This is a genomic window from Arthrobacter luteolus NBRC 107841, assembly GCF_001552075.1.
GTDB classification, from domain to species: domain Bacteria; phylum Actinomycetota; class Actinomycetes; order Actinomycetales; family Micrococcaceae; genus Arthrobacter_B; species Arthrobacter_B luteolus.
The window spans coordinates 71,760-96,550 of record NZ_BCQM01000002.1; the positions used below are offsets into that span (position 1 = coordinate 71,760).

Consider the following 24,791-nt stretch of genomic DNA (forward strand, 5'->3'; position numbering starts at 1 on the left):
ACAGCCTGTGCATCCACTCTCCACAGGCTGTGGAGAAACCCCGTCCGCGGAGCGGAAAACCACGTAAATCAAGGGGCCGCCCCTGTGCAGAAACTGTGGACGAACAGCGTGTGGAATGACATACTTGTAATACATCATCTAGGGGTGGGACCCATGGCAGCGCACTAGATGTAGTGGCCGGATGTAGTATCAAGGAACAGACTTCAAAGGCATCATCATGCATCATCAAGGGGAGACCACCATGACCGTCACGGTTTACACCAAGCCTTCGTGCGTTCAGTGCAACGCAACATACCGCGCCTTGGACAAGAAGGGCATCGCCTACCAGAGCGTGGACATGTCCCAGGATCCTGAAGCTCTTGAGCGCGTCCGGGCCCTCGGCTTTATGCAGGCCCCCGTGGTCATCACCGAGCAGGACTCCTGGTCCGGCTTCCGCCCGGACAAGATCGAGGAACTGGCCCAGGCCAGCGTTACTTCAGTCGCTTAATCAGGACTGACCGCCGCGGCGGGGAAGCCGCAGCAGGGACGTACACCAGCACAGCAGGACAAGAGTTGCAGCAGTACAGATAAATCAGCAGTACAGAAACCGCAGCAGAGAAGCAGGACGCAATGACTTTGGGAATCGCGATGCTGACAGCCGGGGCCGCTAACGGCACCCGGCAGCGGCATCCGGCTGCCGAATCCAACCCGGTGACGCACGCGGATCTCGTGTTCTTCACCTCGGCCTCGGGCTACACCGGACGTTTCGTGGAGAAGCTCGGGCGGGAGGCTGGCCGGATTCCGCTGCACACCGGCGAACCCACCCTCCTGGCACGCCGGCCGTTCGTCCTGGTGCTGCCAACGTACGGCGGTACGGCGGCCCAGCCCGGAGCCGCCGCCAAGGGTGCGGTGCCCAAGCAGGTCATCAAGTTTCTGAACGTCGAGGGCAACAGGGCCCTCATCCGCGGCGTCATCGGCGCGGGCAACACGAATTTCGGGGAAAACTACTGCCTGGCGGCGGACATCATCTCGGTCAAATGCCAGGTCCCCGTGCTTTATCGATTTGAACTCATGGGCACGTCCGAGGACGTCGCCACTGTAAACCAAGGATTGGAAGAGTTTTGGACACATCAGTCGCAGAAGCCGGCATGACGGACTCCAAGGAGCTGCCGGAAGCCTATAAGGGCCTGGGCTATCACGAGCTCAACGCCATGCTGAACCTCTACGGCAAGAACGGTGAAATCCAGTTCGACGCCGACCGTGCGGCTGCACGCCAGTACTTCCTCCAGCACGTGAATAACAACACCGTGTTCTTCCATGACCTGGAAGAGAAGCTGGATTACCTGGTCAAGAACGAGTACTACGAGCGCGAGACGCTGGACCAGTACACGATGAACTTCATCCGCGAGCTCTACCAGCGCGCCTACAAGAAGAAGTTCCGCTTCGAGACCTTCCTCGGTGCGTTCAAGTTCTACACCTCGTACACACTGAAGACCTTCGACGGCAAGCGGTACCTGGAGCGCTACGAAGACCGCGTCTGCATGGTCGCCCTGCACCTGGCCCGCGGCAACGAGCAGCTGGCCGAGCAGATCGTGGATGAAATCATCGAGGGCCGCTTCCAGCCGGCCACTCCCACCTTCCTGAACGCAGGCAAGAAGCAGCGCGGCGAGCTGGTCTCCTGCTTCCTGCTTCGCATCGAAGACAACATGGAGTCGATCGGCCGGTCCATCAACTCCGCCCTGCAGCTCTCCAAGCGCGGCGGCGGCGTCGCCTTCGCTCTGACGAACATCCGCGAGGTCGGCGCGCCGATCAAGCAGATCGAGAACCAGTCCTCCGGCGTTATCCCCGTGATGAAGCTCCTCGAGGATTCCTTCTCCTACGCCAACCAGCTCGGTGCCCGCCAGGGTGCCGGTGCCGTGTACCTGCACGCCCACCACCCGGACATCAACCGGTTCCTGGACACCAAGCGGGAAAACGCTGACGAGAAGATCCGCATCAAGACCCTCTCCCTCGGCGTCGTTATTCCGGACATCACCTTCGAGCTGGCCAAGCGGGACGAGGACATGTACCTGTTCTCCCCGTACGACGTCGAGAAGGTCTACGGCATGCCGTTCTCCGATGTCTCGGTCACCGAGAAGTACTACGAGATGGTTGACGATTCCCGGATCAAGAAGACCAAGATCAAGGCCCGCGAGTTCTTCCAGACCCTCGCCGAGATCCAGTTCGAATCCGGTTACCCGTACATCATGTTCGAGGACACCGTGAACCGGGAAAACCCGATTGACGGCAAGATCATCATGTCCAACCTGTGCTCGGAGATCCTCCAGGTTTCCCAGCCCACCACGTACCACGACGATCTCTCCTACGACGAGACCGGCAAGGACATCTCCTGCAACTTGGGTTCGCTGAACATCGCGAAGACCATGGACTCGCCGGACTTCGGCCGGACCATTGAGACAGCCATCCGGACCCTGACCGCGGTCTCGGACATGAGCCACATCGGCTCGGTTCCGTCCATCGCCCGGGGCAACGACCAGTCCCACGCCATTGGCCTGGGCCAGATGAACCTGCACGGCTACCTGGCCCGTGAGCGGGTGCATTACGGTTCAGAAGAGGGCATCGACTTCACGAACATCTACTTCTACACGGTGGTGTACCACGCCGTGCGGGCCTCGAACCTGCTGGCCATCGAAACCGGCCGTACCTTTGCCGGCTTCGAGAAGTCAAAGTACGCAACAGGTGAGTTCTTCGACAAGTACGTGAACCAGGAATGGGTTCCGCAGACCGGCCGTGTCCGCGAGCTGTTCGAGAACGTCACCATCCCCACCCAGGAGGACTGGGCCGCCCTGCGTGAATCGGTCATGGCACACGGTATCTACAACCAGAACCTGCAGGCTGTGCCGCCGACCGGTTCGATCTCCTACATCAACAACTCCACCTCCTCCATCCACCCGGTGGCGTCGAAGATCGAGATCCGCAAGGAAGGCAAGCTGGGCCGCGTGTACTACCCGGCTCCGTACCTGACGAACGACAACCTGGAGTACTACCAGGATGCGTACGAAATCGGTTACGAGAAGATCATCGACACCTATGCCGCTGCCACGCAGCACGTGGACCAGGGCCTGTCCCTGACGCTGTTCTTCAAGGACACTGCCACCACGCGTGACATCAACAAGGCGCAGATCTACGCCTGGCGCAAGGGCATCAAGACCATCTACTACATCCGCCTGCGCCAGCTGGCCCTGGAAGGCACCGAAGTTGAGGGCTGCGTCTCCTGCATGCTGTAGGCGCTTCCCCCTCAATTACTTCAAGAGTTCAAGACAAGGATTTCAATGACCGAGAAGCTTAAGCTGATCGACCAAGTGCAGGCGATCAACTGGAACCGCATCCAGGACGATAAGGACGTAGAAGTCTGGAACCGCCTGGTCAACAACTTCTGGCTGCCGGAGAAGGTGCCGCTGTCCAACGACGTCCAGTCCTGGAACACGCTGACGCCGGAAGAGCAGCAGCTCACCATGCGTGTGTTCACCGGCCTGACGCTGCTGGACACCGTGCAGGCCACCGTTGGTGCCGTCTCGCTGATTCCGGATGCCCTCACCCCGCATGAGGAAGCCGTCTACACCAACATCGCGTTTATGGAGTCGGTGCACGCCAAGAGCTACTCATCGATCTTCTCCACGCTGGCCTCCACCAAGGAGATCGACGAGGCGTTCCGCTGGTCCACCGAGAACGAGAACCTGCAGAAGAAGGCGCAGATCATCACCAAGTACTACCGCGGTGACGATCCCCAGAAGCGCAAGGTGGCTTCCACCCTGCTGGAATCCTTCCTGTTCTACTCCGGCTTCTACCTGCCGATGTACTGGTCTTCCCGGGCCAAGCTCACAAACACGGCTGACCTGATCCGCCTGATCATCCGTGACGAGGCTGTGCACGGCTACTACATCGGTTACAAGTTCCAGCGCAACCTGGATGGTGCCTCCGAGGAGCGCCGTGCGGAGCTGAAGGACTACACGTACGAGCTGCTCTACGAGCTGTACGAGAACGAAGTCCAGTACACGCACGACCTGTACGACGGCGTCGGGCTGGCTGAGGACGTCAAGAAGTTCCTGCACTACAACGCCAACAAGGCACTGATGAACCTGGGCTACGAAGCCATGTTCCCCTCCACCCTGACGGACGTGAACCCGGCGATCCTGTCGGCTCTGTCGCCGAACGCTGACGAGAACCACGACTTCTTCTCCGGGTCGGGCTCGTCCTACGTGATCGGCAAGGCCGTGAACACGGAAGACGACGACTGGGACTTCTAAACGTCTCTTTCCGAAGAGCCAGCTAAGAAACCTGGACAAAGGCCCGGACCCGCGGAATCTCGCGGGTCCGGGCCTTTCGCGTGCGTCCACTAGTGTGAGCATCGAGGGTTTCCCATCATCTGAAAAGCGGGTTGAACGTGGATTTACGCAGGGGGCAATTCGACACCATCGTTGTGGGGGCAGGTGTGTCGGGGCTCAGCGCTGCCCGGGTGCTCGCCGGTGCGGGGCAGAGCGTCGTGGTGCTGGAGGCACGCGGCCGGACCGGAGGCCGCCTGCACACCGAGCGCGTCGATGGCCGGGTCACTGACCTCGGTGCCTCCTGGATTCACGGGATCGACGGGGGACCGCTGCACCAGTTGACCCGCTCCTTCGGTATGCCCGATGTTGAGTTCACCGTCGGAAGCTACCAGGCCGGCGGGCGGCCCATTGCCTATTACGGTCCGGAGGGAACACGCCTGGTCGACGCCGCTGCGGAGCGGTTCATCGCCGACGCCGAACGCGTGGAAGTGCGGCTGGCCAAGGTGATCGAGGCCCTGGATCCGGGTGCCAGCTATGCTGATGCGGCGCGCACCGCCGTCGGGGAAGTGGCGGCAGCAGAGGGCTGGGACGCGGAACGCGCGGAGCGGATCGTGGAGTACCTGGACCACCGCAGCGAGGAGCAGTACGGTGCCGACTCCCGCCTGCTCGATGCGCACGGCCTGGAGGACGAAGTCATCATCGGCGACGAGGTGGTTTTCCCGGAGGGCTACGATTCGCTGGCGTCGAACCTTGCAGCGGGGATCGATGTGCGGCTTGAACACGTGGTGACCCGGGTCGCCCGGGCGGGAGCCGCGGGGGTGGAGTCCGGCGTCGTTGTGAAGACGAACCAGGGCGTCTTCACCGCCGCCCAGGCAGTGGTCACCGTCCCGATCGGTCTCCTCCAGTCGGAGCGCATCACCTTCGACCCGCCGCTGCCTGAGCTGGTCGCCGGCGCGGTCTCCCGTTTTCGGATGAACGCCTTCGAGAAGATCTTCCTGCGCTTTCCCGAGCGCTTCTGGGACGAGGGTGTGTATGCCATCCGCCGCCAGGGCGACGCCGCGAAGTGGTGGCACTCCTGGTACGACCTCACAGATCTTCACAGCGAGCCCACACTGCTCACATTCGCGGCAGGGGAATGCGCCCAGGAGATCCGGGGGTGGTCCGATAAATGGGTGGTGGACTCGGTCATGGCTTCCCTGCGGGACATTTACGGATCCCGGACGCAGAATCCGGTACACGCCACGATCACCGACTGGCAGGGTGATGCGTGGGCCGGCGGGGCCTACGCGTACATGATGCGGGGGTGCACCGGTGAGGACCACAGCCGCATCGCAACGCCCATCGACGGGGTGCTGCATCTGGCCGGCGAAGCTACCTGGGAGCCGGACCCCGCCACGGTTAACGCGGCCTTCTGCTCAGGGCACCGTGCCGCTGAGCGCATCCTGGGAAAGACGATGCCCTACCAGCCCAAGACATAGGACGAAGAGCCGCGGGTGGGCTAGTCCCTCGCAGGCTCCTGCGCCGCCTTTCGGAGCCGGACGGCGCCGATAAACCCGAGGACGAGGAACACCGTCGCGATCAGGAGCGCCCAGCGTGTCGCGTCGGTGAAGCCGCCCGTCAAGGCGTCGACGGCCTTAGTGGTCTCATCCCCGAGAGGGCTCTGGCTTCCCTGGGCCCGCAGTTGGGTGATCGTGGTCCCGGCGGACTGCCGCGTGGCATCCGCGAGCCTGTCCGCGGCCGTGCCGGTGAGGCCTGCGTCGCCGAGAGCTGCCGGAAGGGTGAGCGCGAGTGAGATCGAGAGCGCGGTTCCGGCGAACGCCGTGCCGAGCGCGGAACCGATCTGCCGGACGGTGCTCTGGGTGGCCGACCCCTGACCCGAGACTCCCACCGGAATGTCCCGCAGTACGGTGCCGGTAAGCTGCGCGGATGCGAGGCCGAGACCGAGGCCGTATACCGTCAGTGGGATCGCGATGAGCCAGCCGGATGTAGCAGGTCCAAGGAGCAACGCCAGGGCGAGGACGCCTGCGACCTCAAGGCCCAGCCCAATGAGCACCGTGCCCGGAGAGCCGAACTTCGCCGCGAGGTGCCGCGCAGCGGCACCGGACAGGAACGCGCCGACGGCCATCGCCGCCAGCACGAGGCCCGCGCCCATCACATCGAGGCCGAGGGCGTTAATGAGATAGAGCGGGAGGACGAAGATGATCGAGAACTCTCCGACGGCGACCATCGCGGCGGTGAGGTTCCCCCAGGAGAAGGTCACGAAGGAGAAGAGGCTGAGGTCGAGGAGGGCAGCGCGCTGCACCTTTTCGCGGTGGCGTTCCCAGATCACGAACAGGACGAGCGCGATCGCAGCGATCAGGAAAGCGACGGGCACAACCGAGATCGTGGCGTCCTTAGGCCATACCCAGCCAAACACCGTCAGATCGTTCTTCGGGGTCCACCAGCCGAGGTCGGGGCCTTCGATGACCGCGAAAACGAGCGCCCCGAACCCGATGGCGCTGAGCAGTGCTCCGTCGACGTCGACGCCGGGTCGTTTTTTCTCGCCGCGGGTCTCGGGGACTGTGAAGATGGCGGCGATGAAGACGAGCGCGCCGAGCGGGAGGTTCACAAGGAAGATCCAGTGCCACGACGTCCATTGGGTGAGTGCACCTCCGGCGAGCGGGCCGACGGCCGCCGCGCCGGAGATCACGGCACCCCACACGCCAAACGCTGCGGCCCGATACTTCCCGCGGAACACGGCGTTGACGGTGGAGAGCGTGGACGGCATGATGAACGCCGCCCCGACCGCCTGCACCGCACGCGCTCCGATCAGTACAGCCGCCGTGGAGGCGGCAGCGGCGAGGAGACTACCGCCGGCGAACACGATCAGGCCGACGAGGAAAAGCCGTTTGCGTCCCTACCGGTCCGCGAGGTTCCCGGTGGAGAGGAGCAGTGCAGCGAGCAGGACGGCGTAGAGGCTGTTCACCCATTGGGCGTCGGTGAGATCAAGATGCAGGTCTTCTATGATGGCGGGCAGTGCGACGCCGACAATGGTGCCGTCGAGCACAATCAGGCCGAGACCGAGGGACAGGACGGCGAGGCCGAGCCAGTCCCTCCTGCTTGGTGCGGAGGGTTCGGTGCCGGTTCTCATCGGGGTCCTTTCATTGTGATCGGGTCGGGTCTGCGGCGCAGCACATCGAAGGGCGCAGCACATCGAAGAGGGTGCGCAGGGTGAGGATTCCGGCAACCTCCCGGCGAAGCCCGGTCTCTTCCACGACACCGCTCAGATCGACGAATTAGAACAGGGCATCGGTGAATGCGCTGGCGTCACGCTGTGATTTCCCGGAGCGGGCAGGACTATGCATCCGCTGTCGTCGTCGCAGGCGCCGGCATGGATCCGCGCTCTGCGACCGCACGGCGGAGCGCTGCGAAGAACACGATCATGCCCGCGGTCACGAGGATATGGCCCAGGCCTGCGATGCCCGCGATCATGTTGTTGGATTCCTGTCCGAGAACCGTGAGGGAGCCGTGCCAGATCATCATCCCTGAGGTGAGAGCGACGCCGACGTTATAGAGCCAGAAGAACCAGGCGAACAGCTTAGGGGTACGGGAGATCGTGAAGACCTTCTCGATGACGAGCACGATGAGCAGCACGATGAACCCAAGGGTCAGCAGGTGGGTGTGTGCGAGACCGAGCTGAGTGAACTCTCCCTCGGGGAAGTCGTTGAGCTTCGTGAACTCGCGGTAGAACAGACCGGATGCCACGCCAACGAGCATGTAGATAAACGCAGCGTTGAGCAGTTTCTTCACAGCGGAGGGTTCCTTTCGAACGGTGAGGAGTCGGATGATGCCCGTTCATCAAGTCCACCACTGATCACCCCGCGGAACATCGCGAACAGTATTGACCTCAGCGTCAACCTTTTGGATGACGCCGAAGGACGCACACATCGCCGGCTTACTAGTCCCGCGAGGGCTTCTGCCGTTGCTGCTTTGTTGCTGACCTCTGCTTCTTTGCATCGAGGCGCCTGAAGTTGGAACCCCGCGTAGGTTTGGTCCGGCGGCGCGCTGCCGGTGCAGGCGCGAGCCCGTCAGCCACCAGTTCGGCGAGCCTGGCCAGGGCGGTCTCCCGGTTGCGCAGCTGGGAGCGCTGTTCGGACGCGGTCACAACCAGTGCTCCGGCAATCATGCGGCGTTTGAGGCGCTGGAACAGTTTGGCGCGCTGCTCTTCCGACAGCGCCGCTGAGTCCGCCACGTTCCAGGACAGGGCAACACGGCTGTCCGTGGTGTTGACGTGCTGGCCCCCTGGACCGGAGGAACGGGAGAACCGCCACTCAAGTTCCTTGGCGGGAATCGTCAGCTCCGGCGATACCAATAGATCCATGGTTCCAGCGTCGCATGAAAGTGCTGGGCCGGTGGCCGCTACGACGGGCTCAGCGACGCCGGCTGAGCCGGGTCAGCAGGGTCCCTCCTCCTGATGCAGCCGGTCCGTCGGCAGCAGAAGCTCCACTGTGGCCCGCATGTCCGCCGACTTGGCGATGGCTCCGGCCAGCGACGGCGCGACGTGCACCCGGTCCCGCCGCACCTCCTGAATGAGGACCTGCAAGCGTTCGCCGTCGACGTCGAGCCACCAGTTCCCGGTGAACATCCGCAGTCCGAGCTCATCCAGCAGAGCCTCGGCGTCCTCCAGTTCCATGGGCTCGGCCCGCTGCCGGTGCAGCAGGTCGTAGGGGATAAAGCCGCCCGCCGGTGTCATGTGGATGTATCCAACGTGCTCGCCGTCGAGCGGCCGCAGATGGTCGAAGGTGTTCTCTTCCGGCAGGGGTTTGGACATAGCAGGACCCTAGCCTGTTGGGGCCGCTGCCGCAGCGGCGAACCGCGCCGCAAGCGTTTCAAACGCCGCCGTGAGCTGCGGCGGGCTGACCGCCTCGATGGCGGCGTCGAACCGTCCGAACGATGCTGCCAGCGACACCCAGGACCAGGACCCCGCGGTCAGCCGGCATCGGCCGGAGCCGAGATCTTCAACCACGCCGCCGGCGGCGAAGGGCAGCACCTCCACGGCAGGCAGATTCAGCAGCACGCTGCCGCTGCAGGGCCACGCATTTGCCTGATCGGAGCCCTTGAACCGTGCGGACACGAACTGCTGGACATCCCCGCCCGGAGGTTCCCGCGGGGTGAAGCGCGGTCCGGAGGGTGTGCGGGGGAGCATCCGGTCGGCCCGGAAGATCCGCCAGTCTTCGCGTTCCAAATCCCATGCCACCAGATACCAGCGCCCCCGTACGGTGACCAGATGATGCGGTTCAACCCGGCGGACAGGCGCGGGGGTGTCCGCGGCCTCCGCCGGTGCTGTCGTGTAGTCGAAGCGCAGGACGTCCCGCGCGCGGACAGCGCCGGACAGGGTTAGGAGCACCTCCGGTACCACCGGCGCTGTGCGTCCTGCGGGAATCGCCGTGAACTCAAGGGCATCAAGCCGGTGGCGCAGCCGCGAAGGAAGAACCTGCCGCACAGTGGTCAGGGCACGCAGCGCTGCCTCCTCGATCCCCGCCCCGCTGACGGCTGCGGTCTGCAGTGCGACGGCGAGGGCCACCGCCTGGTCGTCGTCGAACAGCAGGGGCGGCAGCTCAGAGCCTGCCTCCAGGCGGTAGCCGCCGTCCGGTCCTTTGACCGCGCTGATGCGGTAGCCCATGTCCCGCAGCCGGTCGACGTCGCGGCGAACGGTCCGGTGACTGACCTCCAGCCGGCCTGCAAGAACCTCGCCCGGCCAGTCCCGCCGGGTCTGGAGCAGGGACAGCAGATGAAGGAGCCGGGCGGTTGTGGTCATGTTTCTGATCGTAGGAGCAGTAGAGGACAAAAACTGACCTCTACTGCTGTGAGAGTGGTGCATATCCGGAAAACCCGGGCACTCCGCACCTCAGAGGTGCACCTCAGCCAAGGAGCAGTCATGTCTGTATCAACCACCCCGCATCTCAACTTCCGCGGCAGCGCCGGCAAGGCGCTGGAGTTTTACCACTCCGTATTTGGCGGCCAGCTGGTCCTCATCACCAACCAGGACGCACACTCCGTGGAGACGCCCGAGGAGGCGAAGCAGATCAAGTTCGGCCAGGTCATCGGCGCCAACGGCTTCCAGATCATGGCCTACGACGTGCCGTCGGGCACCCCCTATGACCAGGGAGAGAAATCCGTCTACGTATCCGTGCGTGGAGATTCAGCCGACGAAATCACCGAACTGTGGAACAAACTTTCCGCAGGATCGGCCATCGTCGAAGACCTCGGCCCCTCCGGCTTTGCCCCGCTGTACGGCATGCTCAAGGATCCCTTCGGAGTGGTCTGGGTGCTCGACGTCGCGGTGGAATGGGCCGCATGAGCTGACGGTATGCGGGGCAGCAGGGCCACTGCATGGTGGCATCCCTCCACTGCACTGGAGACGACAGGCTTGTGGAACAGCCTCTCCAGTGTGTAGGTGGCAGCTTCCGTCCGCAGTCCACCGCAGGAAATCAGCATTCCGTCGCAGCCGGGCTGGGAGCGGAAGAGTTCTTCTCCCAGTACCTGCAGTGCCTTGGTATCCACAGACCTGAGGTCTGCAATCTCACTGATCTCCAGGTGGTTTTCAGCCAGAACCCGGAAGCCCGCGCCTCGCAGATACTCCACCAGGGCCGTTGACACCGGAGGAGTGTAGGCGCTGGCGACCACGATGTTTTGCACGTTCCGTTTCCTGAGTCCATGGATGACGGCGTCGGTCATGGTCGAAACCGGAACGTCACCGGCGAGGGAACGCATCTGTGCCAGCAGCTCCGCATGCTTCTGCGGGCCCAGATAGAAACTGATGGAAGTTCCCATCAGGCAGATTGCTTCAGCGCCCTGCGAGATCAAGGAATCGATTGCGTCTGGAAGCCGTTCCAAGGCTGCCGCAAAGGCGCCCGGTGCCATGACTTCCAGTCCCAGTCCGGCGGCCACAAAATCAATTCCTTCCGGATAAAGATCATATGCTTCGGGTGGTACCGCATCTTTCCTTGGAGGCACAATGAGGCCTACGGTCCGTCGTAATCCTTCTGGAAACTGTTTATCAGAGCGCATGAGCTATGTTCCTTGCAGCTTCCGTGACCAGCGCGGCCAGTTCCGGAACCTTGGTTTCCGGCAGGCGGTGATCAGGTATGGACAGACTGACAGCAAACCGTGGGGTTCCGTGCTTTTCATGGATGGGAGCAGCGATTCCCTTGATTTCTGAGCGCCATTCACCACGGTTGTAGGAGTAACCGCTCTCCCGGATGTGCTGAAGTTCGGTCCGTAGTGAATCAGGATCGGTAATCGTATCCGCCGTAAAATGAGTTGCTAGGCAATGATTTAGGTAATCTTCGATTGAGTCGTCTCCCGACCAGGCAAGAATGGCTTTGCCTGATGCGCTGGCATGGAGCGGAATTGTGGTTCCCAGGGGATCGAATACGCGTACAGGATGAGATGAATCGACCTTATCGAGGACGACCACGTCATCATTCTGTCGCACCGTCAAGTGCACATTTTCATTGACTGCTTCCAGCAGTTTTTTCATGACTGGCATGGCAATGTCACGTATTCCAGCACCGCGCCCCCTGCTTGCTAAAGCGAGTATTTTTGGTGTTTGAATCCAGGTTTTGGATCCTTCTGGATCCGGCTGGATCCACCCCTCGTCGGCCAGTGTCAGCAGGGCGCGCTGCACAGTACTTTTCGGCATCCGGGTCCGCCGGGCAAGTTCACTGACACCCAACGGCTGCCCCGTGATCACTTCTTCCAGTACGCGCAGTGCCGTGGCAACTACCTGCATTGGTTGTTCCTTTCCACGTGAAAACTGATGGTTGACAGGGCTTTGTGTTGTGAGTCACTCTTCATTCATACCGTAACGTAGCACACCGTGCCGTCAGATGGCACACGGTGGCACAAGGAGGACTTGAATGTCGCAGCTTGTACTTGAAGGCCTAACCAAATCATTTGGCGTCTCGAATGCAGTGGAGGATTTGTCTCTCACGGTGGAAAGTGGGGAATCAGTCGTTTTACTGGGCCCCAGCGGCTGCGGGAAGACCACCACCCTGCGGATGATCGCAGGGTTTGAGACCCCGACCTCGGGCAGCATCCGCATTGGCGACCGGCTGGTGGCCGGGCCTGGTGTCTCCGTCCCACCGGAGAGCCGGGAAGTGGGAGTGGTTTTCCAGAGCTACGCCCTCTGGCCTCACATGACGGTTGCTGAGAATGTCTGCTTTGGGCTCACGACCAGAGGTGCCCGGAAAACGAGGAAATACGGCAAGGCAGAACTGGCTGAGTCTGCTGCCAATGCTCTGGCCCAGGTCCAGCTCGATGGCCTCGGCCTGCGGTATCCGCACGAGCTCTCGGGTGGGCAGCAGCAGCGGGTGGCGCTGGCCCGTGCGCTTGTTATCAATCCAGATGTTCTTCTGATGGACGAGCCGTTGTCCAACCTGGACACCCGGCTGCGGGAGGATATGCGCCTTGAGATCCGCAGGCTGCAGCAGGAATCAGGCATCACCATGGTCTACATCACGCATGACCGGACTGAAGCCCTGGGCCTCGCCGATCGAATCGTGGCGCTTCGTGCCGGCCGGTCACAGCAGATTGGTCCGCCTGAGGAGCTGTACCAGCGGCCCCTTTCGAAGTTTGTGGCACAGTCCCTGGGTCCGGCGAATGTACTGCCGGCGACCGTGCTGGGAAGTGATTTCACCGAAGCGGAGCTCGAACTCATTACCGGCCAGCGCGTCACGGTAGGGCATCCGGTCGGCGCCGCCGTGCCGACCGCCGGCGAGCAGGTCCAGGTGTGTATCCGGCCCCACGATCTCTCCATTTGCGCGGACGGCGGAGAGACTAACGGCGTCGTTACCAATCGTTCCTTTTTGGGGGATGAGAACCACTATCTTGTCGCCGTGGACGGGGTGGAGGAAGTATGCAGGATTTTCGACCGCGAATTGACGAATCATGAACCAGGCACCCGGGTCCGGGTGGAGGCACTCGAATACAAGCTAAGCATCCTGGCACACGAACCGGCCGGCGGCACTACCGGCATCCCAGCACGAGCAGTCGCTTAAGAACTCAACGAAGAGGATTTAGGACATGTCGCACAACAAACTCACCACCCGCATCCTGCTGGGAACCGCCATCCTCAGCATGGGACTGCTAACCGCCTGTAATCCCCCTTCGAGCGAAGCAAGCGGCAGCGCCGATTTGCCGTCCAGCCAGGAAGAGTTGATTCAACTCGCACAGGAAGAGGGGAAAGTCCGCCTGGGCGCCGGGGGACACACCCAGGCGCAGGCTCAGCTGCTGGCCAAGGAATTTGAGGCCGCATACGGAATTGAAGTGGAGTTCATTCGGGAGAACTCCGGCCAAATCGCGCAAAAGCTGGAGGCGCAGCTCTCAGGCGGCAACGTGTCGTTCGACGTCGTCAGCCTCAACGATTCCTCGACGCTGTCTGCGTGGGCGGAGGAAGGCACAGTGGCCGATGCAGCTGTGCCCAATGCCGCTGACATCATTGGTCCGCTGTCCACGGAAGGGGAGAGTTACTATCCGTTCACCTGGGCAGCACTTGGGTATTCGTACAACTCCGCCAAGCTGGATCCGGCCAAGGCGCCCGGCACGTGGGCGGATCTGGCCGCTGCCGAGGGCACCAAGGCCGTGGCAGACCCCGGCTCCTCCGGCGCTGCGCTGACTTTCGCCGCGATCATGGCTGAGGTCGACAAGGACTTCTTTGAGGCACTGGGGCAGAGCAATGTGCTGACATCCGACTCGGCCCTCGCCTTGGGGCAAATGGTGGCCACCGGTGAAGCGTCCTTCGGCATTCCAGGCATTGAACATGACATTGCTTCCGCGCAGCTGGCCGGTGAACCCCTGACAATGGGATACCCCAGCGGCAGAATCGGTGCGATGGCCTCCTACATGGCCAGCCTGGAGTCCGCATCCAGCCCTGCGGCTGCCCGCTTGCTGGTGCAGTTCGCGATGAGTCCGGAATTCCAGGCGGCGCAGCTTGAAATCGGCTCCCGCTCGAGCTTGGCGGGGATTCCGGCGCCGAAGACTGCGGAGGAAATCTCCGAAGACCGGATCAGCGTCGTGGACCAGCAGGACCTGGCCGAAAACCGTGAAGCCGTTATCGAGAGCTTCAAACAGGCGATTCGATGAATGGCTCTGACACGCTTACCGAGGGGAAGCCGCTGCCGGTTCAGCAAGGCGTATCCCCGCGTACTGTCCAAACAGAGAAAATCGCCCCCTGGGTATGGGTCGCAATCGTCGTTTTCCTGGTGGTTATCCCGGTAACAGCGCTTTTCTGGCAAAGCCTGGCACTTCCTGACGGGGGGCGGGGAGTCCAGAACTATGTTGAGGTCCTCTCCCGCGGTGATATCTGGGAAGCCATCCGCAACTCTTTTGTGATTGCCTTTGGATCAACGGCGGCTGCACTGCTCATCGCGGTGCCCTTCGCATACCTTGTCAGCCGCACGGACCTTCCGGGCAGAGGGTTTTTCCGCTCCGTAGCAGTCCTCACCTTCGCCGCCCCCGGATTCATCGCAGCCATGGGGTGGATCCTCCTCCTCGGACCTCAGAGCGGTTTGATCAACCAGTACCTCTTCGCGCCACTGGGCCTGCCGGCATTCAACATCTTCAGTCCCCAGGGAATCGTGTTTGTCCTGGCGTTCTTTCTCTATCCATTGATCTTCCTCCCCGTCGCAGACGCGCTGGACAATATGGACACCCGGTTGGAGGAGGCGGCGGAGTCTCTCGGAGCCTCGCGGCTCCAGACCCTGAGGCGCATTACGCTGCCGCTTATCCTGCCACCGATTTTCTCCGGCAGTCTGCTGGTGTTCATCAGCGCCTTCACCATATTTGGACCGGTTGCCCTGCTGGGCGGCCCGGTCGGATTCCAGACGATTCCAACCGCGATGTTCCAGCTCATGAGCTTCCCGCCACGGATCGAATATGCGGCTGTCCTCGGGCTGCCCGTCATAGTCGTCCTGGCCCTGCTGGTCTATCTGCAAAAGAAACTCTACGGACGGCGGCGTTACACCACCGTGGGCGGTAAACCCGGACTGCGGCGGCAGATCACCCTGGGGAATGCCCGCTGGGCGTATTTTGCCGGCGGTCTCGCGGTCTTCACAATCTCAGTGATCCTTCCCTTTGGTGTTCTGGTCCTCACTTCGTTCCGAAAAGCCATCGGGCTGCCGCTGACGTGGGAGAACTTTGTTCTTTGGGACAACTATGCCGCCCTGTTGGAGCAGGACAGCATTGCCCGCTCCTTCTTCAACAGCATGTGGATCGCCGTAGGCGCAACAGTCTTGAGCCTGTTCATTGCCTTCCTGGCCGGTTGGCTCCTGGAACGTACACGCTGGGCAGGGCGGTTCGGGGTTCAACCGATGATGCTGGCGCCACTGGCTTTCCCCGGAGCGATTTTGGGCATCGCGATGATCATCGCGTTCTCCGGAGGACCGTGGTGGCTGGGCGGGACGTTGACGATCATGTTCCTGGCCTACCTGATCCGGGTTGTTCCGCAGTCCTTCACGTACGTGCAGGCCGGATTCAAACAAATCAATGTTGAAACGGAGGAAGCAGCGCGCAGCCTGGGAGCGTCCTGGGGCGAAACCATCACAAGGGTGACAGTCCCTCTTCTGCGGGGACCGCTCCTGTCAGTCGGAGTCCTCAATTTCGTCATCCTCTTCCGGGAACTCGATGTTTCCATCTTCCTGTACACCGGGGCCAATGAGGTTGCTCCCGTCATCCTCTACAACCTCGCCTCGCAGTCCCAGTTCCAGGTAATGGGAGCGCTCGCTGTTGTCATGCTGCTGGTCAATCTGGGAGTGGTCCTCCTTGCGCGCAGGCTCTTCGGCGTCAAGATTTCCGGCTAATTTCCGCAATCAAAGGTAGTCAAAATGAAGATCATTAGTGCCGATTCCTGGATTCTCCGGGTTCCATTTATTCGCACAAGCGCAGATTTCGAAGGCGCTCACCATGAACTGATCGGTGTCACACTGCGAACCGAGTCCCACTCCGGCATGGGCTACAGCTTCATCACGGACACGGCTGGGGGCGTGGCGGTCAAGGCGCTGCTGGACAGCTTGCTGCTGCCCCGGGTTATTGGACGTGATGCCAGGGAAGTTGAGAAAATCTGGCACGAGTTCTTCCTGCTGACCCACCGGATGGGCAACGGGATCAACCGCTTCGCGATGGCTGCCATCGACATTGCGATGTGGGATGTGAAGTCAAAATCGCACGGGAATTCCCTGGCGGTGGAGCTGGGGCAGCTCAGCGACTCCGTTCCCGTCTACGGGTCCGGCAAAGCCGGGACACGGCTCTCCACCGATGAGCTGGTCGAGCTATCCGTCGGATATGTCGAAGACGGATTCGATGCGGTCAAGATCCGTGTGGGACTGGACGTCGGAGCGGACCCCAGCCGGCTGAAGCAGGTAAGAGACGCCGTGGGGCCGGACATCCGTATCATGTGCGATGCCAATGAACGCCTGGACCTGCCCACTGCCCTGTATCTGGGGGAGCAGCTCGCCGATCAGAACATCTTCTGGTTCGAGGAACCAGTTCTCAGCACCGACATCCAGGCCCACGAGATCTTGTCGCAGAAGCTCCCCATGCCCATCGTCGGCGGTGAGCATCATTGCAGCGCAGCGGAATTCGTACCGTATGTCCGGTCCCAGGCATTCCGGATCCTGCAACCGAACGTGTGCATGGTTGGAGGCATCACGGAAATTATGCGGATTGCCCGGCTCGCCGAACTTCACGGGCTCGGTTTCGCTCCCCACCTGATGAGTGACCTGAACGTCCACATCTCCGCCGCGACCACCAGCACAACCTATGTTGAGTACTTTCCCTTCCTGGAGCCATACACAACGAACCGGCTGAATGTGACCAAGGGCCGGGCCGAGGTACCGACGGCGCCGGGCCACGGTATTGAGTTCACTGCGGAAACCTTTGAGCGGTACCAAATTGCCTAGCCGGGCCCCTGCAATGCAAGGCCAGGCCGCAGTGCCAGTGCCCATGGGCACACGAATCAAGAGGATGGACATATGAAGAGCAGCAGTGTTCTGACGGATGAAGCGGGGCACGCGGAGGCAAGCGTGCGATGGCCGGACTCCATAGCGGTCATCGGTGCGGCGGGGCTGGTCGGATCCAGTGTTGTGTACCAGCTTGGCCTCGAGGGGATTGGCCGCATCGTGCACATGGTTGATGTAAAGGAAAATCTCTCGCGGGCCCATGCCCTCGACATTGCTGAGGCTCAGGCGCTCGCCGGCGTCAGCGGTCCGGAGCTGCACGTTGTTCCGGCGGCCGAAGTATCCGAGGTCGGCTCCGTTGACCTGGTTATCCTCGCGGCCTCAGCTCCCGAGATCCCAGGCGGTGACCGCAGGGAGTTCCTGGCGGCCAACCTGCAGCTACTCGGTGTGCTTGCACCTGCGGTGCAAGCACTGGCGGGGTCTGCAGGCGTGGTCTTGGTTCTTTCCAACCCTGTTGATGTGATGGCTGACTGCCTGCATCGGATGACGGACATCGAACCCCAACGAATCCTGGGCTACAGCCTCAACGATTCCGTCCGATTTCAGCTCGCGGTTGCGAGAGAGCTTCAGGTGATGCCTGAACAGGTCGAAGCCCTGGTGCTGGGTGAACACGGGGGCGGTCAGGTATTGATGTTCAGCCGGCTGAGGGTCGACGGGCAGCCGGTGGAACTCTCCGAACTCCAGCAGACGCGGATTCGTTCGGATGTCGACGGGTGGTTTGCCCGCTGGTCAGGCCTGGAACCGGGCCGAAGCACAGGATGGACGACGTCGTTCGGCACGATGAGTACCATTCGGTCCATGGGCAGTGGCGGCCTCTTCCCTGCTGCGGCCTGGACCGGCGGTCTGTCAGGGATGCCTGAGACTTTTGTGGCACTGCCCGTTCGCTGCCTGAACGGCACGGTTGCGGTTCAGCCGTGGGAAGGCAGCGCCGAAGAGCGAAAAGAAATCCTCGATGCTGCCGTTTCCGTGCGGTCCGCGGCGGATACGGGCTTGCGGGGCCACCGGACCGTGAGCTGAGCAGACGCTCCGTCCGCCTTTCCCACCTCCGCGTCGGTACTGACGCGCACGGCGCGGTTGTGGGAAAGTTGCGGTGGAGGAAAAGCATGCCGCGCCAGCACGTCAACACACACATCGCCATTATCGCGTGTGTATGCCTGTGCCTGCTGGCGTACCTGTCCTGGTCTGCTCCGGACCCTGATATCAATGCCAGCGCGCCTGCCTCGGATGCTGACGCGACGTCCAGTGCGGCTGCACCGGACCCGGGAACCGGGGCCACGACCAGTGCAGCCCCGGACTACGACTCACCGCACAGCATCACCGTGGTGGTGAACAAACACCGCCCGCTGGCGGACCGCGCCTACGTCCCCGCCGACCTGGCGGACACCGCAGGGGTGCCGCTGCGCGCCGAAGCAGCCTCCGCGTACCTGCAGATGAGCGCAGACGCCGCAGCGGCAGGCATCGGCCTGGCTGCAGTCAGCGGCTTCCGGGCCGCAGATGCCCAGGGACTGCTCCACGATTCCTACACCGAGAGTTACGGGGTGAGCGCTGCCGAAGCCATCTCCGCACGCGCTGGATTCAGCGAACACCAGACCGGGCTGGCAGTGGACATTGGCAACAACGACGGCGCCTGCTCGCTCAAGTCCTGCTTCGCCACCACCCCGGCCGGTGCCTGGGCCGCGGCCAATGCCCACCGGTTCGGGTTCATCATCCGCTATCCGGAGGGAGCGGAACACATCACAGGATTTACCTACGAACCGTGGCACCTGCGCTATGTGGGTACGGGCCTGGCACAGAAACTGTTCGACGCCGGCATCACCCTGGAAGAGCACGCCGGCCTTCCGCCCGCGCCCGGCTACTGAGCAGGCAAGCCTGCCAGCCCTCCCCGGGGCCGGCAGCTACCCAGCCTCCCGCCCCCACCGGCCGGCGTCGAGCGCAGCTACAACACCGCCGTCGACCAGCAGGTCAATACCGGTGATGAAGCTGGCATCGCTGCTGAGCAGGAAGGCCGCGGCGTTGGCGATGTCACCCGGTGTGCCGAGGCGTCCCGTTCCGGAGCCTTCGATCATGGCCCGCATCTGCGCGCCCGACCCTCCGGCGAGCTCCTGCTGGCCCATCGGCGTGGAAATCACTCCGGGACTGATGCTGTTCAGCCGCGCACCGCGCCCGCCCCACCGCACGCTCTCCGCCTGGACCCGGGCCTGATTGGCGCGTTTGGCCACACTGTAGGCGTACCCCGGATCGTCGATGCCCGTGACGAACGGCAGCCCGAGCAGGTCATCAGCCGGTTTCGCGGCGAGGTCCGCGAGCGCGTCCGGGGGAATCCGGCCACCCGCCATGTACGCGGACATGCTGGAGATGACGACGCCGGCACCGCCGCGGGCGATCACCTTCTCGAATTCGTCCAGCACCAGGGCGACGCCGTAGAGGTCGACCCGCCAGATGGCATCCACCGGTGCCTGCACGGGGGAAAGCCCGGCAGTATGAACGACGCCGGTGACCGTACCCAGTTCCCGGGCCGTGGCTGCCAGGGCCGCTGTGGAGTCCCGCGAGGAAACGTCCACCACCTGGGAGGCGACGTCGTACCCCTCAGCAAGGGCCTTATCCACGGCATCCTCGAGGAGCGCTTCGTTGAAGTCCGCGAGGAGCACCTTCCTGCCCGCACCGGACCGGCGCACCACGGCCAGCCCCATACCGCCCACTCCGATTACTGCCAATACGTCCGCTGTCATGTCCGCTCCAGTCCTCTGCACGGTTGGGGTGCGCTGTGCCTCCGCCGCGAAGCTCACGGGGTGCCGGCCGGAGCACCAGGTCCCGGCCACCTGCCCAGTCTGGCGCGGGCAGCGGCGCTTCACAACAGTCGACGCCGGGTGCCTTGGCCCGCTGATCGGCGGGCGGGCTATCCGCAGGCGGGCGCATCCGCCAGGTCATCCATGTCCGCCGCGGGGCTGCCGGCCAACCCTCCCGCCCCGCCGGCGGGCCGGCTGAGCGGGGATGCAGGCAGCCAGGAACCGGGGTCGCTGAGTTCTACGCGGTAAGCCCCGCAGCGGACGCATTTTCGGTAGGAGATTGTCCCCATGGATGAGCGATGCCGGGAGGCCGTAACCCATCCGTGTTCGCACTCCTGGCTGATTCCGTGGCTGGCCGGCTGTTTCTGCGTTTCCATGTTCTGAGCATGATGTAATGGCGTTATGCATCTCAACCCTTACGGGGAGTACGCCGTCCTGCTGGCGGCGTCGCTGGCCAATGACTGGCCCCTGACCCGCGGCGGCATTGTGGCCAGGACACGCAGCTTCGGTATGACAATGGCCTTCTCGGAGTCGCCGGCTGACCACCAGGAGGTCAGGGCGGTCGTGGACCGGTGGCTTGCGATCGTGGATGCGTCAGCCGCGGACCAGCGTGCCGGCCTGCTGAACGGGTTGATGAAGGACGCCGCAGCGTACCCCCGGCTCACTGATCACGACGGCGAAGGCTGGCATCTGCATTACCGGGACGATGGGCAGTCGCTGGCCGAGGTGCTGCTGGCCGTCATCAGTGTGGGCACCGCCCTGCACCTGACCACCCGTGGAATGACCCGCCTGCGCCGGTGCGAAGCCGGGCTCACACCGGGAGACTCCTGCCGGAACGTGGTGGTTGATGTCACCCGCAACGGCCGGCAGCGGTACTGCTCAGTGCGGTGCGGCAACCGGGCGGCCGTGCGCCGGCACCGGGCCCTGCACCCGTAGGCCCCGCGGTTGCGTTCCCTGCAGCGGAAGTCGGAGCCGGACCCTGTGCAGCCGGGCGGCCAGTGCGGGACACTGGGGGACTAGCTCTGGCCGAATCGGAGACCTGCCATGACCGGAATCATGCCGATGCTGACCCTGAACAACGACGCCGAGGTCCCCGCCTTGGGATTTGGGGTGTACCGCAACCCGCCCGCCCGGACCACCGTGTCCGTGGAGACCGCTCTGGCCAACGGATACCGGCTGATCGATACTGCGGCCGCTTACCAGAATGAGGCGGAGGTTGGTTCGGCCCTGAGCCAGACCGGCGTCGACCGGGCCGGGCTGTTCATCACCACCAAACTGTGGGTGGATGACTACGGCTATGATTCGGCGCTGCGGGCCTTCGACGACAGCCTGGCGAGACTGGGCCTCGACTATTTGGACCTGTACCTGCTGCACCAGCCGCTGCCCTCAGATTTCGATGCCACGGTGGCCGCGTACCAGGCGCTCCAGACCCTTTACGAACAGGGCAGGGTCCGGGCGATCGGGGTCTGCAATTTTGACACCGGGGAGCTGGCCGAACTGCTGGCCCGCACCGACGTCGTACCTGCGGTAAACCAGATCCAGGTGCATCCCTACTTCAGCCAGCCCGAAGTCAGGGCCTTCAACCTGGAACACGGGATCCTCACGGAAGCATGGTCACCGATCGGGGGCGTCAACCGGTACTGGTCCGATGCCGGGCAGATGAAGGACCCGCTGCAGGATCCGGTGATCACGGCCCTGGCCGCCAAATATCATAAGACCCCGGCGCAGGTGATTCTGCGCTGGCATGTCCAGCTGGGGATCTGCGCTATCCCGAAATCGGTCACCCCAAAGCGGATCGCGGAGAACATTAACATTTTCGATTTCTCCCTCACCCTGCCGGAACTTTCCGACATCACCTCGCTGGACACCGGAATCCGTGGAGGCCCCAATCCGCAGGAGATCACCCGGTCCTGAAGCGTCTTGTGCGGCCCCGCTGGGCGGCCGGCGGCCGCTGGAGCTTCAGGGAGTGGCGCTTCCCGAACCGCGGTGTTCCGCTTTGCTAGGGTCACTGCATGCTCTCTTCCCATCTGCCCCCAACTGCTGCCCGGGTGCAGCAGGCCCTCGCGGACAAAGGCTCCGCCGCCCGCGTCATTGAACTCGATGCCTCGGCGCGGACCGCCGCGGAAGCCGCCCATGCGCTGGGATGCGAGGTGGGCGCCATCGGCAACAGCCTCGTGTTTATGGCCGACGGCGCGCCCCTCCTGGTGATCACCAGCGGCGCCCACCGGGTGGACACAGCAGCGCTCGCGGACCGGTTAGGCAGGGCGAAGATCAAACGGGCCGCACCCGAGCAGGTTCGGTCTGCCACGGGCCAGGCCATTGGCGGGGTGGCTCCGCTGGGGCACCCGGAGCCAGTCCGCACAGTGATCGACCGCGACCTGGCGCAATATGCGGACGTCTGGGTCTCCGCCGGGACGCCGTACACGGTATTCCGGACGGACTTTGCCGAGCTGGTCCTGCTCACGGGCGGCCAGACGCTGCAGGTGGACTGACTACGGGTGGACTGGGTGAACTGGACGGGCCGGGGAACCGGGTGGGCCGGGGTACCGGAGCGTGGGTGGTCCGGGCGAACCGGCGGACGGGCTGGGCGGGCCGGGCGAACCGGCGTGCGGCGGCAACGGTTGACGGTCCCGCTCCCTGCGCGCAGGGTGGAGGAAACCACCGGGTGCGGTGAACCACGGCCAGCCAGCCGCCGTCGTTCCCGGCCCTGCCACAGCCGGAACCCAACGAACGGGAGAAACGGATGAAAGCGCGTGAACTAGGGATGGCCGGGCTGCGGGTATCGGAGCTGGGACTGGGGTGCATGGGCTTCAGCCAGGGCTACGGTCCGTCAGCCAGCCGTGAAGCTGCCATTACCCTCATCCGCACTGCCGTGGACCGGGGTGTGACCTTCTTCGACACGGCGGAAGTCTACGGCCCGTACAGCAACGAGGAGCTGGTGGGCGAGGCGCTGGCACCCTATCGGGGGCGGGTCACCATTGCCACCAAGTTCGGGTTCAAGATCAACGCCGACGGGCGCCAGGTCGGACTGGACAGCCGCCCCAAGCACATTCGTGAGGCCGTCGACGGTTCACTCCGGCGGCTCGGGATGGAGTCCATTGACCTGCTGTATCAGCACCGGGTGGATCCCGGAGTTCCGATTGAGGATGTCGCCGGAACCGTCAAAGACCTGATCACCGAGGGGAAGGTCAAGCACTTCGGGCTGTCCGAGGCTTCAGAGGCAACCATCCGGGCAGCGAATGCCGTGCAGCCGGTGACGGCCGTGCAGAGCGAATACTCGCTGTGGTGGCGGGAACCAGAGCGCCGTGTGTTGCCGGCCTGCCAGGAACTGGGAATCGGCTTTGTTCCGTTCAGCCCGCTCGGACGCGGATTCCTCACCGGCAAGATCACGCCGTCCACAGAGTTCGCTGCCGGAGACATGCGCGGCCGTCTCCCGCGGTTCGCGGCCGACGCCCGGGAAGCGAACCAGGCGGTGGTTGAGCAGCTGGAAAGGATCGCGGGGGCCAAGGATGCGACTCCGGCGCAGATCGCACTGGCCTGGCTGCTGGCGCAGAAACCATGGATTGTGCCGATTCCGGGGACACGGAAACTGGAGCGGCTGGAAGAGAACCTGGAGACAACGGCGGTGGAGCTCTCCGACCACGACCTTCGGGAAATCGAGAACGCCGTCCTGCGGATCCCGGTCCAGGGTGCGCGCTATCCCGAGGAACTGGAAAAGACGATCGACAAATAAGGCCGGGGGCACGGGTCCCGGCGGTTGCCGGGGCTGGTGAGGTGGCGTCTGGGGCGGGCGGAGCGGTTCGTGAGGTGGCGCCGTCGTACTTTGAATGCCGCCGCCGGTGGGTTGGTCGCACACCGGGTTCAGGTGCGTAGCCCGGCGGTAGGAATGGAGGAACGGGCAGGATGGGCAACCGGGGAGCTGACGCGTACCGCCGCCGGATGGAGCAGGCCGCAAGGTTGCGTGCGTCCGGGGTTCCGGAGCAGCAGGAGGCTGCGGAGACCCCGGAAGAGGCGGAGCTGCGGCGCAGGAAGGCCATGATCGACCCGGGGGACAGGGCGGATTACCTGATCCGGGACGCCATGCAGCGAGGCGAGTTCGACAACCTCAAATATGCGGGCAAACCGCTGCCCGGAACGGGTGAGGGGCACGATCCGGACTGGTGGATCAAGGGACTCATCCAGCGCGAAAACCTTAGCGGCCTGGGTCCTCCTGCGCTGTTGCTGCGGGTCGAGGACGCCGAACTGGACAGCCGTCTCGATGCGAAACCGTCCGCAGCCCTGGTCCGGGCGGCTGTGGAGGACTTCAACGCCCGCATCGTCGAGGCCCGACGGCAGCTGCTCGGTGGTCCTCCGGTTATCACGAAATTGCGCGACGTCGACACGGAGGTCCGGCGCTGGCGGGAACGCAGGGCTGCGGCAGGACCTCCGGAAGCGGCGCCGGAACCGCCGAGGCCTTGGTGGCGGCGGGTGGGGCGGAGAAGCGGAAGGAACCGCAGCTGACTGGCAGCCCGGAAGCCGGGCGGCTGGCTGGTTGGGTGGTTGGGTGGAGGCGGGCTGGTTGGGTGGGCCGTGAGGCCGTGAGGCCGTGAGGCCGTGGGGCCGTGGGGCGTGGCTGCCGTGGCTGCCGGGGACGGAACCCGAGCATGCGCGTGGGCGGCGCCCCCGAAGGCGACGTGACGCCGTCGGACGCTCCTGGGTGCATGCGC

Annotated in this window: 23 protein-coding genes and 2 pseudogenes; 17 read left to right on the forward strand and 8 right to left on the reverse strand. The window is 63.6% G+C overall.

The features are described 5' to 3' along the window. Positions 1-241 precede the first annotated feature (241 nt). The 5 genes from nrdH (at position 242) to AL3_RS04395 (ending at position 5,782) form a co-directional block, all read left to right on the forward strand. Complete coding sequence (nrdH, locus tag AL3_RS04375) at positions 242-487, forward strand: glutaredoxin-like protein NrdH (RefSeq protein WP_066297287.1); 246 nt, start codon at positions 242-244, stop codon at positions 485-487. A 140-nt stretch (positions 488-627) separates the two neighbouring features. Continuing rightward, positions 628-1,131: a class Ib ribonucleoside-diphosphate reductase assembly flavoprotein NrdI gene (gene nrdI / locus AL3_RS04380; RefSeq protein WP_066298369.1), complete on the forward strand. Its 504-nt coding sequence runs from the start codon at positions 628-630 to the stop codon at positions 1,129-1,131. Then, positions 1,128-3,266 (forward strand): class 1b ribonucleoside-diphosphate reductase subunit alpha, encoded by a 2,139-nt coding sequence (gene nrdE, locus AL3_RS04385; protein WP_174522113.1) that lies wholly within the window; start codon positions 1,128-1,130, stop codon positions 3,264-3,266. The genes nrdI and nrdE overlap by 4 nt, the downstream gene beginning before the upstream one ends. Before the next feature lie 45 nt (positions 3,267-3,311). Then, a complete protein-coding gene (nrdF, locus tag AL3_RS04390) occupies positions 3,312-4,286 on the forward strand; it encodes a class 1b ribonucleoside-diphosphate reductase subunit beta (protein ID WP_066297289.1) in 975 nt (324 codons plus the stop codon). A 137-nt stretch (positions 4,287-4,423) separates the two neighbouring features. Continuing rightward, the gene (locus AL3_RS04395) at positions 4,424-5,782 is read left to right on the forward strand and encodes a flavin monoamine oxidase family protein (RefSeq protein ID WP_246168590.1); all 1,359 of its coding nucleotides are present in this window, start codon (positions 4,424-4,426) and stop codon (positions 5,780-5,782) included. A gap of 20 nt (positions 5,783-5,802) precedes the next feature. Here the strand turns inward: AL3_RS04395 and AL3_RS04400 are convergent. The 5 genes and pseudogenes from AL3_RS04400 to AL3_RS04420 all read right to left on the reverse strand — a co-directional run bounded on the left by AL3_RS04400 (position 5,803) and on the right by AL3_RS04420 (position 10,101). Next, positions 5,803-7,434, reverse strand: a pseudogene (locus AL3_RS04400) (DHA2 family efflux MFS transporter permease subunit). 206 nt (positions 7,435-7,640) lie between these two features. Then, positions 7,641-8,093: a DUF2871 domain-containing protein gene (locus AL3_RS04405; RefSeq protein ID WP_066297290.1), complete on the reverse strand. Its 453-nt coding sequence runs from the start codon at positions 8,091-8,093 to the stop codon at positions 7,641-7,643. 148 nt (positions 8,094-8,241) lie between these two features. Then, positions 8,242-8,664, reverse strand: a complete 423-nt coding sequence (gene arfB, locus AL3_RS04410) for an alternative ribosome rescue aminoacyl-tRNA hydrolase ArfB (protein ID WP_066297295.1) — start codon at positions 8,662-8,664, stop codon at positions 8,242-8,244. 72 nt (positions 8,665-8,736) lie between these two features. Further along, positions 8,737-9,114: a serine/threonine protein phosphatase gene (locus tag AL3_RS04415; protein ID WP_066297297.1), complete on the reverse strand. Its 378-nt coding sequence runs from the start codon at positions 9,112-9,114 to the stop codon at positions 8,737-8,739. A gap of 9 nt (positions 9,115-9,123) precedes the next feature. Then, on the reverse strand, positions 9,124-10,101 hold the full coding sequence (locus tag AL3_RS04420; RefSeq protein WP_066297299.1) for a helix-turn-helix transcriptional regulator: 978 nt from the start codon (positions 10,099-10,101) through the stop codon (positions 9,124-9,126). A 120-nt stretch (positions 10,102-10,221) separates the two neighbouring features. Here AL3_RS04420 and AL3_RS04425 point away from each other — a divergent pair, with 120 nt between their 5' ends. Next, a complete protein-coding gene (locus AL3_RS04425; protein WP_066297303.1) occupies positions 10,222-10,644 on the forward strand; it encodes a VOC family protein in 423 nt (140 codons plus the stop codon). A 23-nt stretch (positions 10,645-10,667) separates the two neighbouring features. On the opposite strand, the pseudogene AL3_RS19090 reads toward AL3_RS04425, so the two are convergent. Beyond that, positions 10,668-11,354, reverse strand: a pseudogene (locus AL3_RS19090) (aspartate racemase/maleate isomerase family protein); the annotation flags it as partial. Then, positions 11,344-12,078, reverse strand: coding sequence for an IclR family transcriptional regulator (locus tag AL3_RS04435; protein WP_066297309.1), 735 nt, complete (start codon positions 12,076-12,078; stop codon positions 11,344-11,346). The pseudogene AL3_RS19090 and the gene AL3_RS04435, both read right to left, overlap by 11 nt. 127 nt (positions 12,079-12,205) lie before the next feature. Here AL3_RS04435 and AL3_RS04440 point away from each other — a divergent pair, with 127 nt between their 5' ends. The 6 genes from AL3_RS04440 to AL3_RS04465 all read left to right on the forward strand — a co-directional run bounded on the left by AL3_RS04440 (position 12,206) and on the right by AL3_RS04465 (position 19,158). Beyond that, positions 12,206-13,345 (forward strand): ABC transporter ATP-binding protein, encoded by a 1,140-nt coding sequence (locus AL3_RS04440; RefSeq protein ID WP_083521439.1) that lies wholly within the window; start codon positions 12,206-12,208, stop codon positions 13,343-13,345. 25 nt (positions 13,346-13,370) lie between these two features. Further along, on the forward strand, positions 13,371-14,429 hold the full coding sequence (locus tag AL3_RS04445) for an ABC transporter substrate-binding protein (RefSeq protein ID WP_066297312.1): 1,059 nt from the start codon (positions 13,371-13,373) through the stop codon (positions 14,427-14,429). Then, positions 14,426-16,144: an ABC transporter permease gene (locus AL3_RS04450; protein WP_066297313.1), complete on the forward strand. Its 1,719-nt coding sequence runs from the start codon at positions 14,426-14,428 to the stop codon at positions 16,142-16,144. The genes AL3_RS04445 and AL3_RS04450 overlap by 4 nt, the downstream gene beginning before the upstream one ends. Positions 16,145-16,168: 24 nt before the next feature. Next, a complete protein-coding gene (locus AL3_RS04455) occupies positions 16,169-17,242 on the forward strand; it encodes a mandelate racemase/muconate lactonizing enzyme family protein (RefSeq protein ID WP_066297314.1) in 1,074 nt (357 codons plus the stop codon). A 72-nt stretch (positions 17,243-17,314) separates the two neighbouring features. Next, positions 17,315-18,316, forward strand: a complete 1,002-nt coding sequence (locus AL3_RS04460) for a malate dehydrogenase (protein WP_066297317.1) — start codon at positions 17,315-17,317, stop codon at positions 18,314-18,316. 86 nt (positions 18,317-18,402) lie between these two features. Continuing rightward, positions 18,403-19,158, forward strand: coding sequence for a M15 family metallopeptidase (locus AL3_RS04465; RefSeq protein ID WP_066297319.1), 756 nt, complete (start codon positions 18,403-18,405; stop codon positions 19,156-19,158). Between the two features lie 36 nt (positions 19,159-19,194). On the opposite strand, the gene AL3_RS04470 is transcribed toward AL3_RS04465, so the two are convergent. Beyond that, positions 19,195-20,028, reverse strand: a complete 834-nt coding sequence (locus AL3_RS04470; protein ID WP_066297321.1) for an SDR family oxidoreductase — start codon at positions 20,026-20,028, stop codon at positions 19,195-19,197. 459 nt (positions 20,029-20,487) lie between these two features. Between AL3_RS04470 and AL3_RS04475 the strand changes: the two genes are divergently transcribed. From AL3_RS04475 to AL3_RS04495, 5 genes are all read left to right on the forward strand, one after another. Further along, on the forward strand, positions 20,488-21,021 hold the full coding sequence (locus AL3_RS04475) for a CGNR zinc finger domain-containing protein (protein ID WP_066297323.1): 534 nt from the start codon (positions 20,488-20,490) through the stop codon (positions 21,019-21,021). A gap of 108 nt (positions 21,022-21,129) precedes the next feature. Continuing rightward, the gene (locus tag AL3_RS04480; protein ID WP_066297326.1) at positions 21,130-21,999 is read left to right on the forward strand and encodes an aldo/keto reductase; all 870 of its coding nucleotides are present in this window, start codon (positions 21,130-21,132) and stop codon (positions 21,997-21,999) included. A 98-nt stretch (positions 22,000-22,097) separates the two neighbouring features. After that, a complete protein-coding gene (locus AL3_RS04485; protein WP_066297334.1) occupies positions 22,098-22,577 on the forward strand; it encodes a YbaK/EbsC family protein in 480 nt (159 codons plus the stop codon). A gap of 251 nt (positions 22,578-22,828) precedes the next feature. Then, positions 22,829-23,818, forward strand: a complete 990-nt coding sequence (locus AL3_RS04490) for an aldo/keto reductase (RefSeq protein WP_066297336.1) — start codon at positions 22,829-22,831, stop codon at positions 23,816-23,818. A gap of 170 nt (positions 23,819-23,988) precedes the next feature. Then, positions 23,989-24,585 carry a DnaJ family domain-containing protein gene (locus tag AL3_RS04495; RefSeq protein ID WP_066297339.1) on the forward strand — a complete coding sequence of 199 codons (597 nt, stop codon included), beginning with the start codon at positions 23,989-23,991 and terminating at the stop codon, positions 24,583-24,585. Positions 24,586-24,791 lie beyond the last annotated feature (206 nt).

What these genes read in the sequence shown, in the direction of transcription:
- nrdH (WP_066297287.1), top strand. Translation starts at nt 242, where the DNA reads ATGACCGTCACGGTTTACACCAAGCCTTCGTGCGTTCAGTGCAACGCA.
- nrdI (WP_066298369.1), top strand. Translation starts at nt 628, where the DNA reads ATGCTGACAGCCGGGGCCGCTAACGGCACCCGGCAGCGGCATCCGGCT.
- nrdE (WP_174522113.1), top strand. Translation starts at nt 1,128, where the DNA reads ATGACGGACTCCAAGGAGCTGCCGGAAGCCTATAAGGGCCTGGGCTAT.
- nrdF (WP_066297289.1), top strand. Translation starts at nt 3,312, where the DNA reads ATGACCGAGAAGCTTAAGCTGATCGACCAAGTGCAGGCGATCAACTGG.
- arfB (WP_066297295.1), bottom strand. Translation starts at nt 8,664, where the DNA reads ATGGATCTATTGGTATCGCCGGAGCTGACGATTCCCGCCAAGGAACTT.
- AL3_RS04415 (WP_066297297.1), bottom strand. Translation starts at nt 9,114, where the DNA reads ATGTCCAAACCCCTGCCGGAAGAGAACACCTTCGACCATCTGCGGCCG.
- AL3_RS04420 (WP_066297299.1), bottom strand. Translation starts at nt 10,101, where the DNA reads ATGACCACAACCGCCCGGCTCCTTCATCTGCTGTCCCTGCTCCAGACC.
- AL3_RS04425 (WP_066297303.1), top strand. Translation starts at nt 10,222, where the DNA reads ATGTCTGTATCAACCACCCCGCATCTCAACTTCCGCGGCAGCGCCGGC.
- AL3_RS04435 (WP_066297309.1), bottom strand. Translation starts at nt 12,078, where the DNA reads ATGCAGGTAGTTGCCACGGCACTGCGCGTACTGGAAGAAGTGATCACG.
- AL3_RS04440 (WP_083521439.1), top strand. Translation starts at nt 12,206, where the DNA reads ATGTCGCAGCTTGTACTTGAAGGCCTAACCAAATCATTTGGCGTCTCG.
- AL3_RS04445 (WP_066297312.1), top strand. Translation starts at nt 13,371, where the DNA reads ATGTCGCACAACAAACTCACCACCCGCATCCTGCTGGGAACCGCCATC.
- AL3_RS04450 (WP_066297313.1), top strand. Translation starts at nt 14,426, where the DNA reads ATGAATGGCTCTGACACGCTTACCGAGGGGAAGCCGCTGCCGGTTCAG.
- AL3_RS04455 (WP_066297314.1), top strand. Translation starts at nt 16,169, where the DNA reads ATGAAGATCATTAGTGCCGATTCCTGGATTCTCCGGGTTCCATTTATT.
- AL3_RS04460 (WP_066297317.1), top strand. Translation starts at nt 17,315, where the DNA reads ATGAAGAGCAGCAGTGTTCTGACGGATGAAGCGGGGCACGCGGAGGCA.
- AL3_RS04465 (WP_066297319.1), top strand. Translation starts at nt 18,403, where the DNA reads ATGCCGCGCCAGCACGTCAACACACACATCGCCATTATCGCGTGTGTA.
- AL3_RS04470 (WP_066297321.1), bottom strand. Translation starts at nt 20,028, where the DNA reads ATGACAGCGGACGTATTGGCAGTAATCGGAGTGGGCGGTATGGGGCTG.
- AL3_RS04475 (WP_066297323.1), top strand. Translation starts at nt 20,488, where the DNA reads ATGCATCTCAACCCTTACGGGGAGTACGCCGTCCTGCTGGCGGCGTCG.
- AL3_RS04480 (WP_066297326.1), top strand. Translation starts at nt 21,130, where the DNA reads ATGACCGGAATCATGCCGATGCTGACCCTGAACAACGACGCCGAGGTC.
- AL3_RS04485 (WP_066297334.1), top strand. Translation starts at nt 22,098, where the DNA reads ATGCTCTCTTCCCATCTGCCCCCAACTGCTGCCCGGGTGCAGCAGGCC.
- AL3_RS04490 (WP_066297336.1), top strand. Translation starts at nt 22,829, where the DNA reads ATGAAAGCGCGTGAACTAGGGATGGCCGGGCTGCGGGTATCGGAGCTG.
- AL3_RS04495 (WP_066297339.1), top strand. Translation starts at nt 23,989, where the DNA reads ATGGGCAACCGGGGAGCTGACGCGTACCGCCGCCGGATGGAGCAGGCC.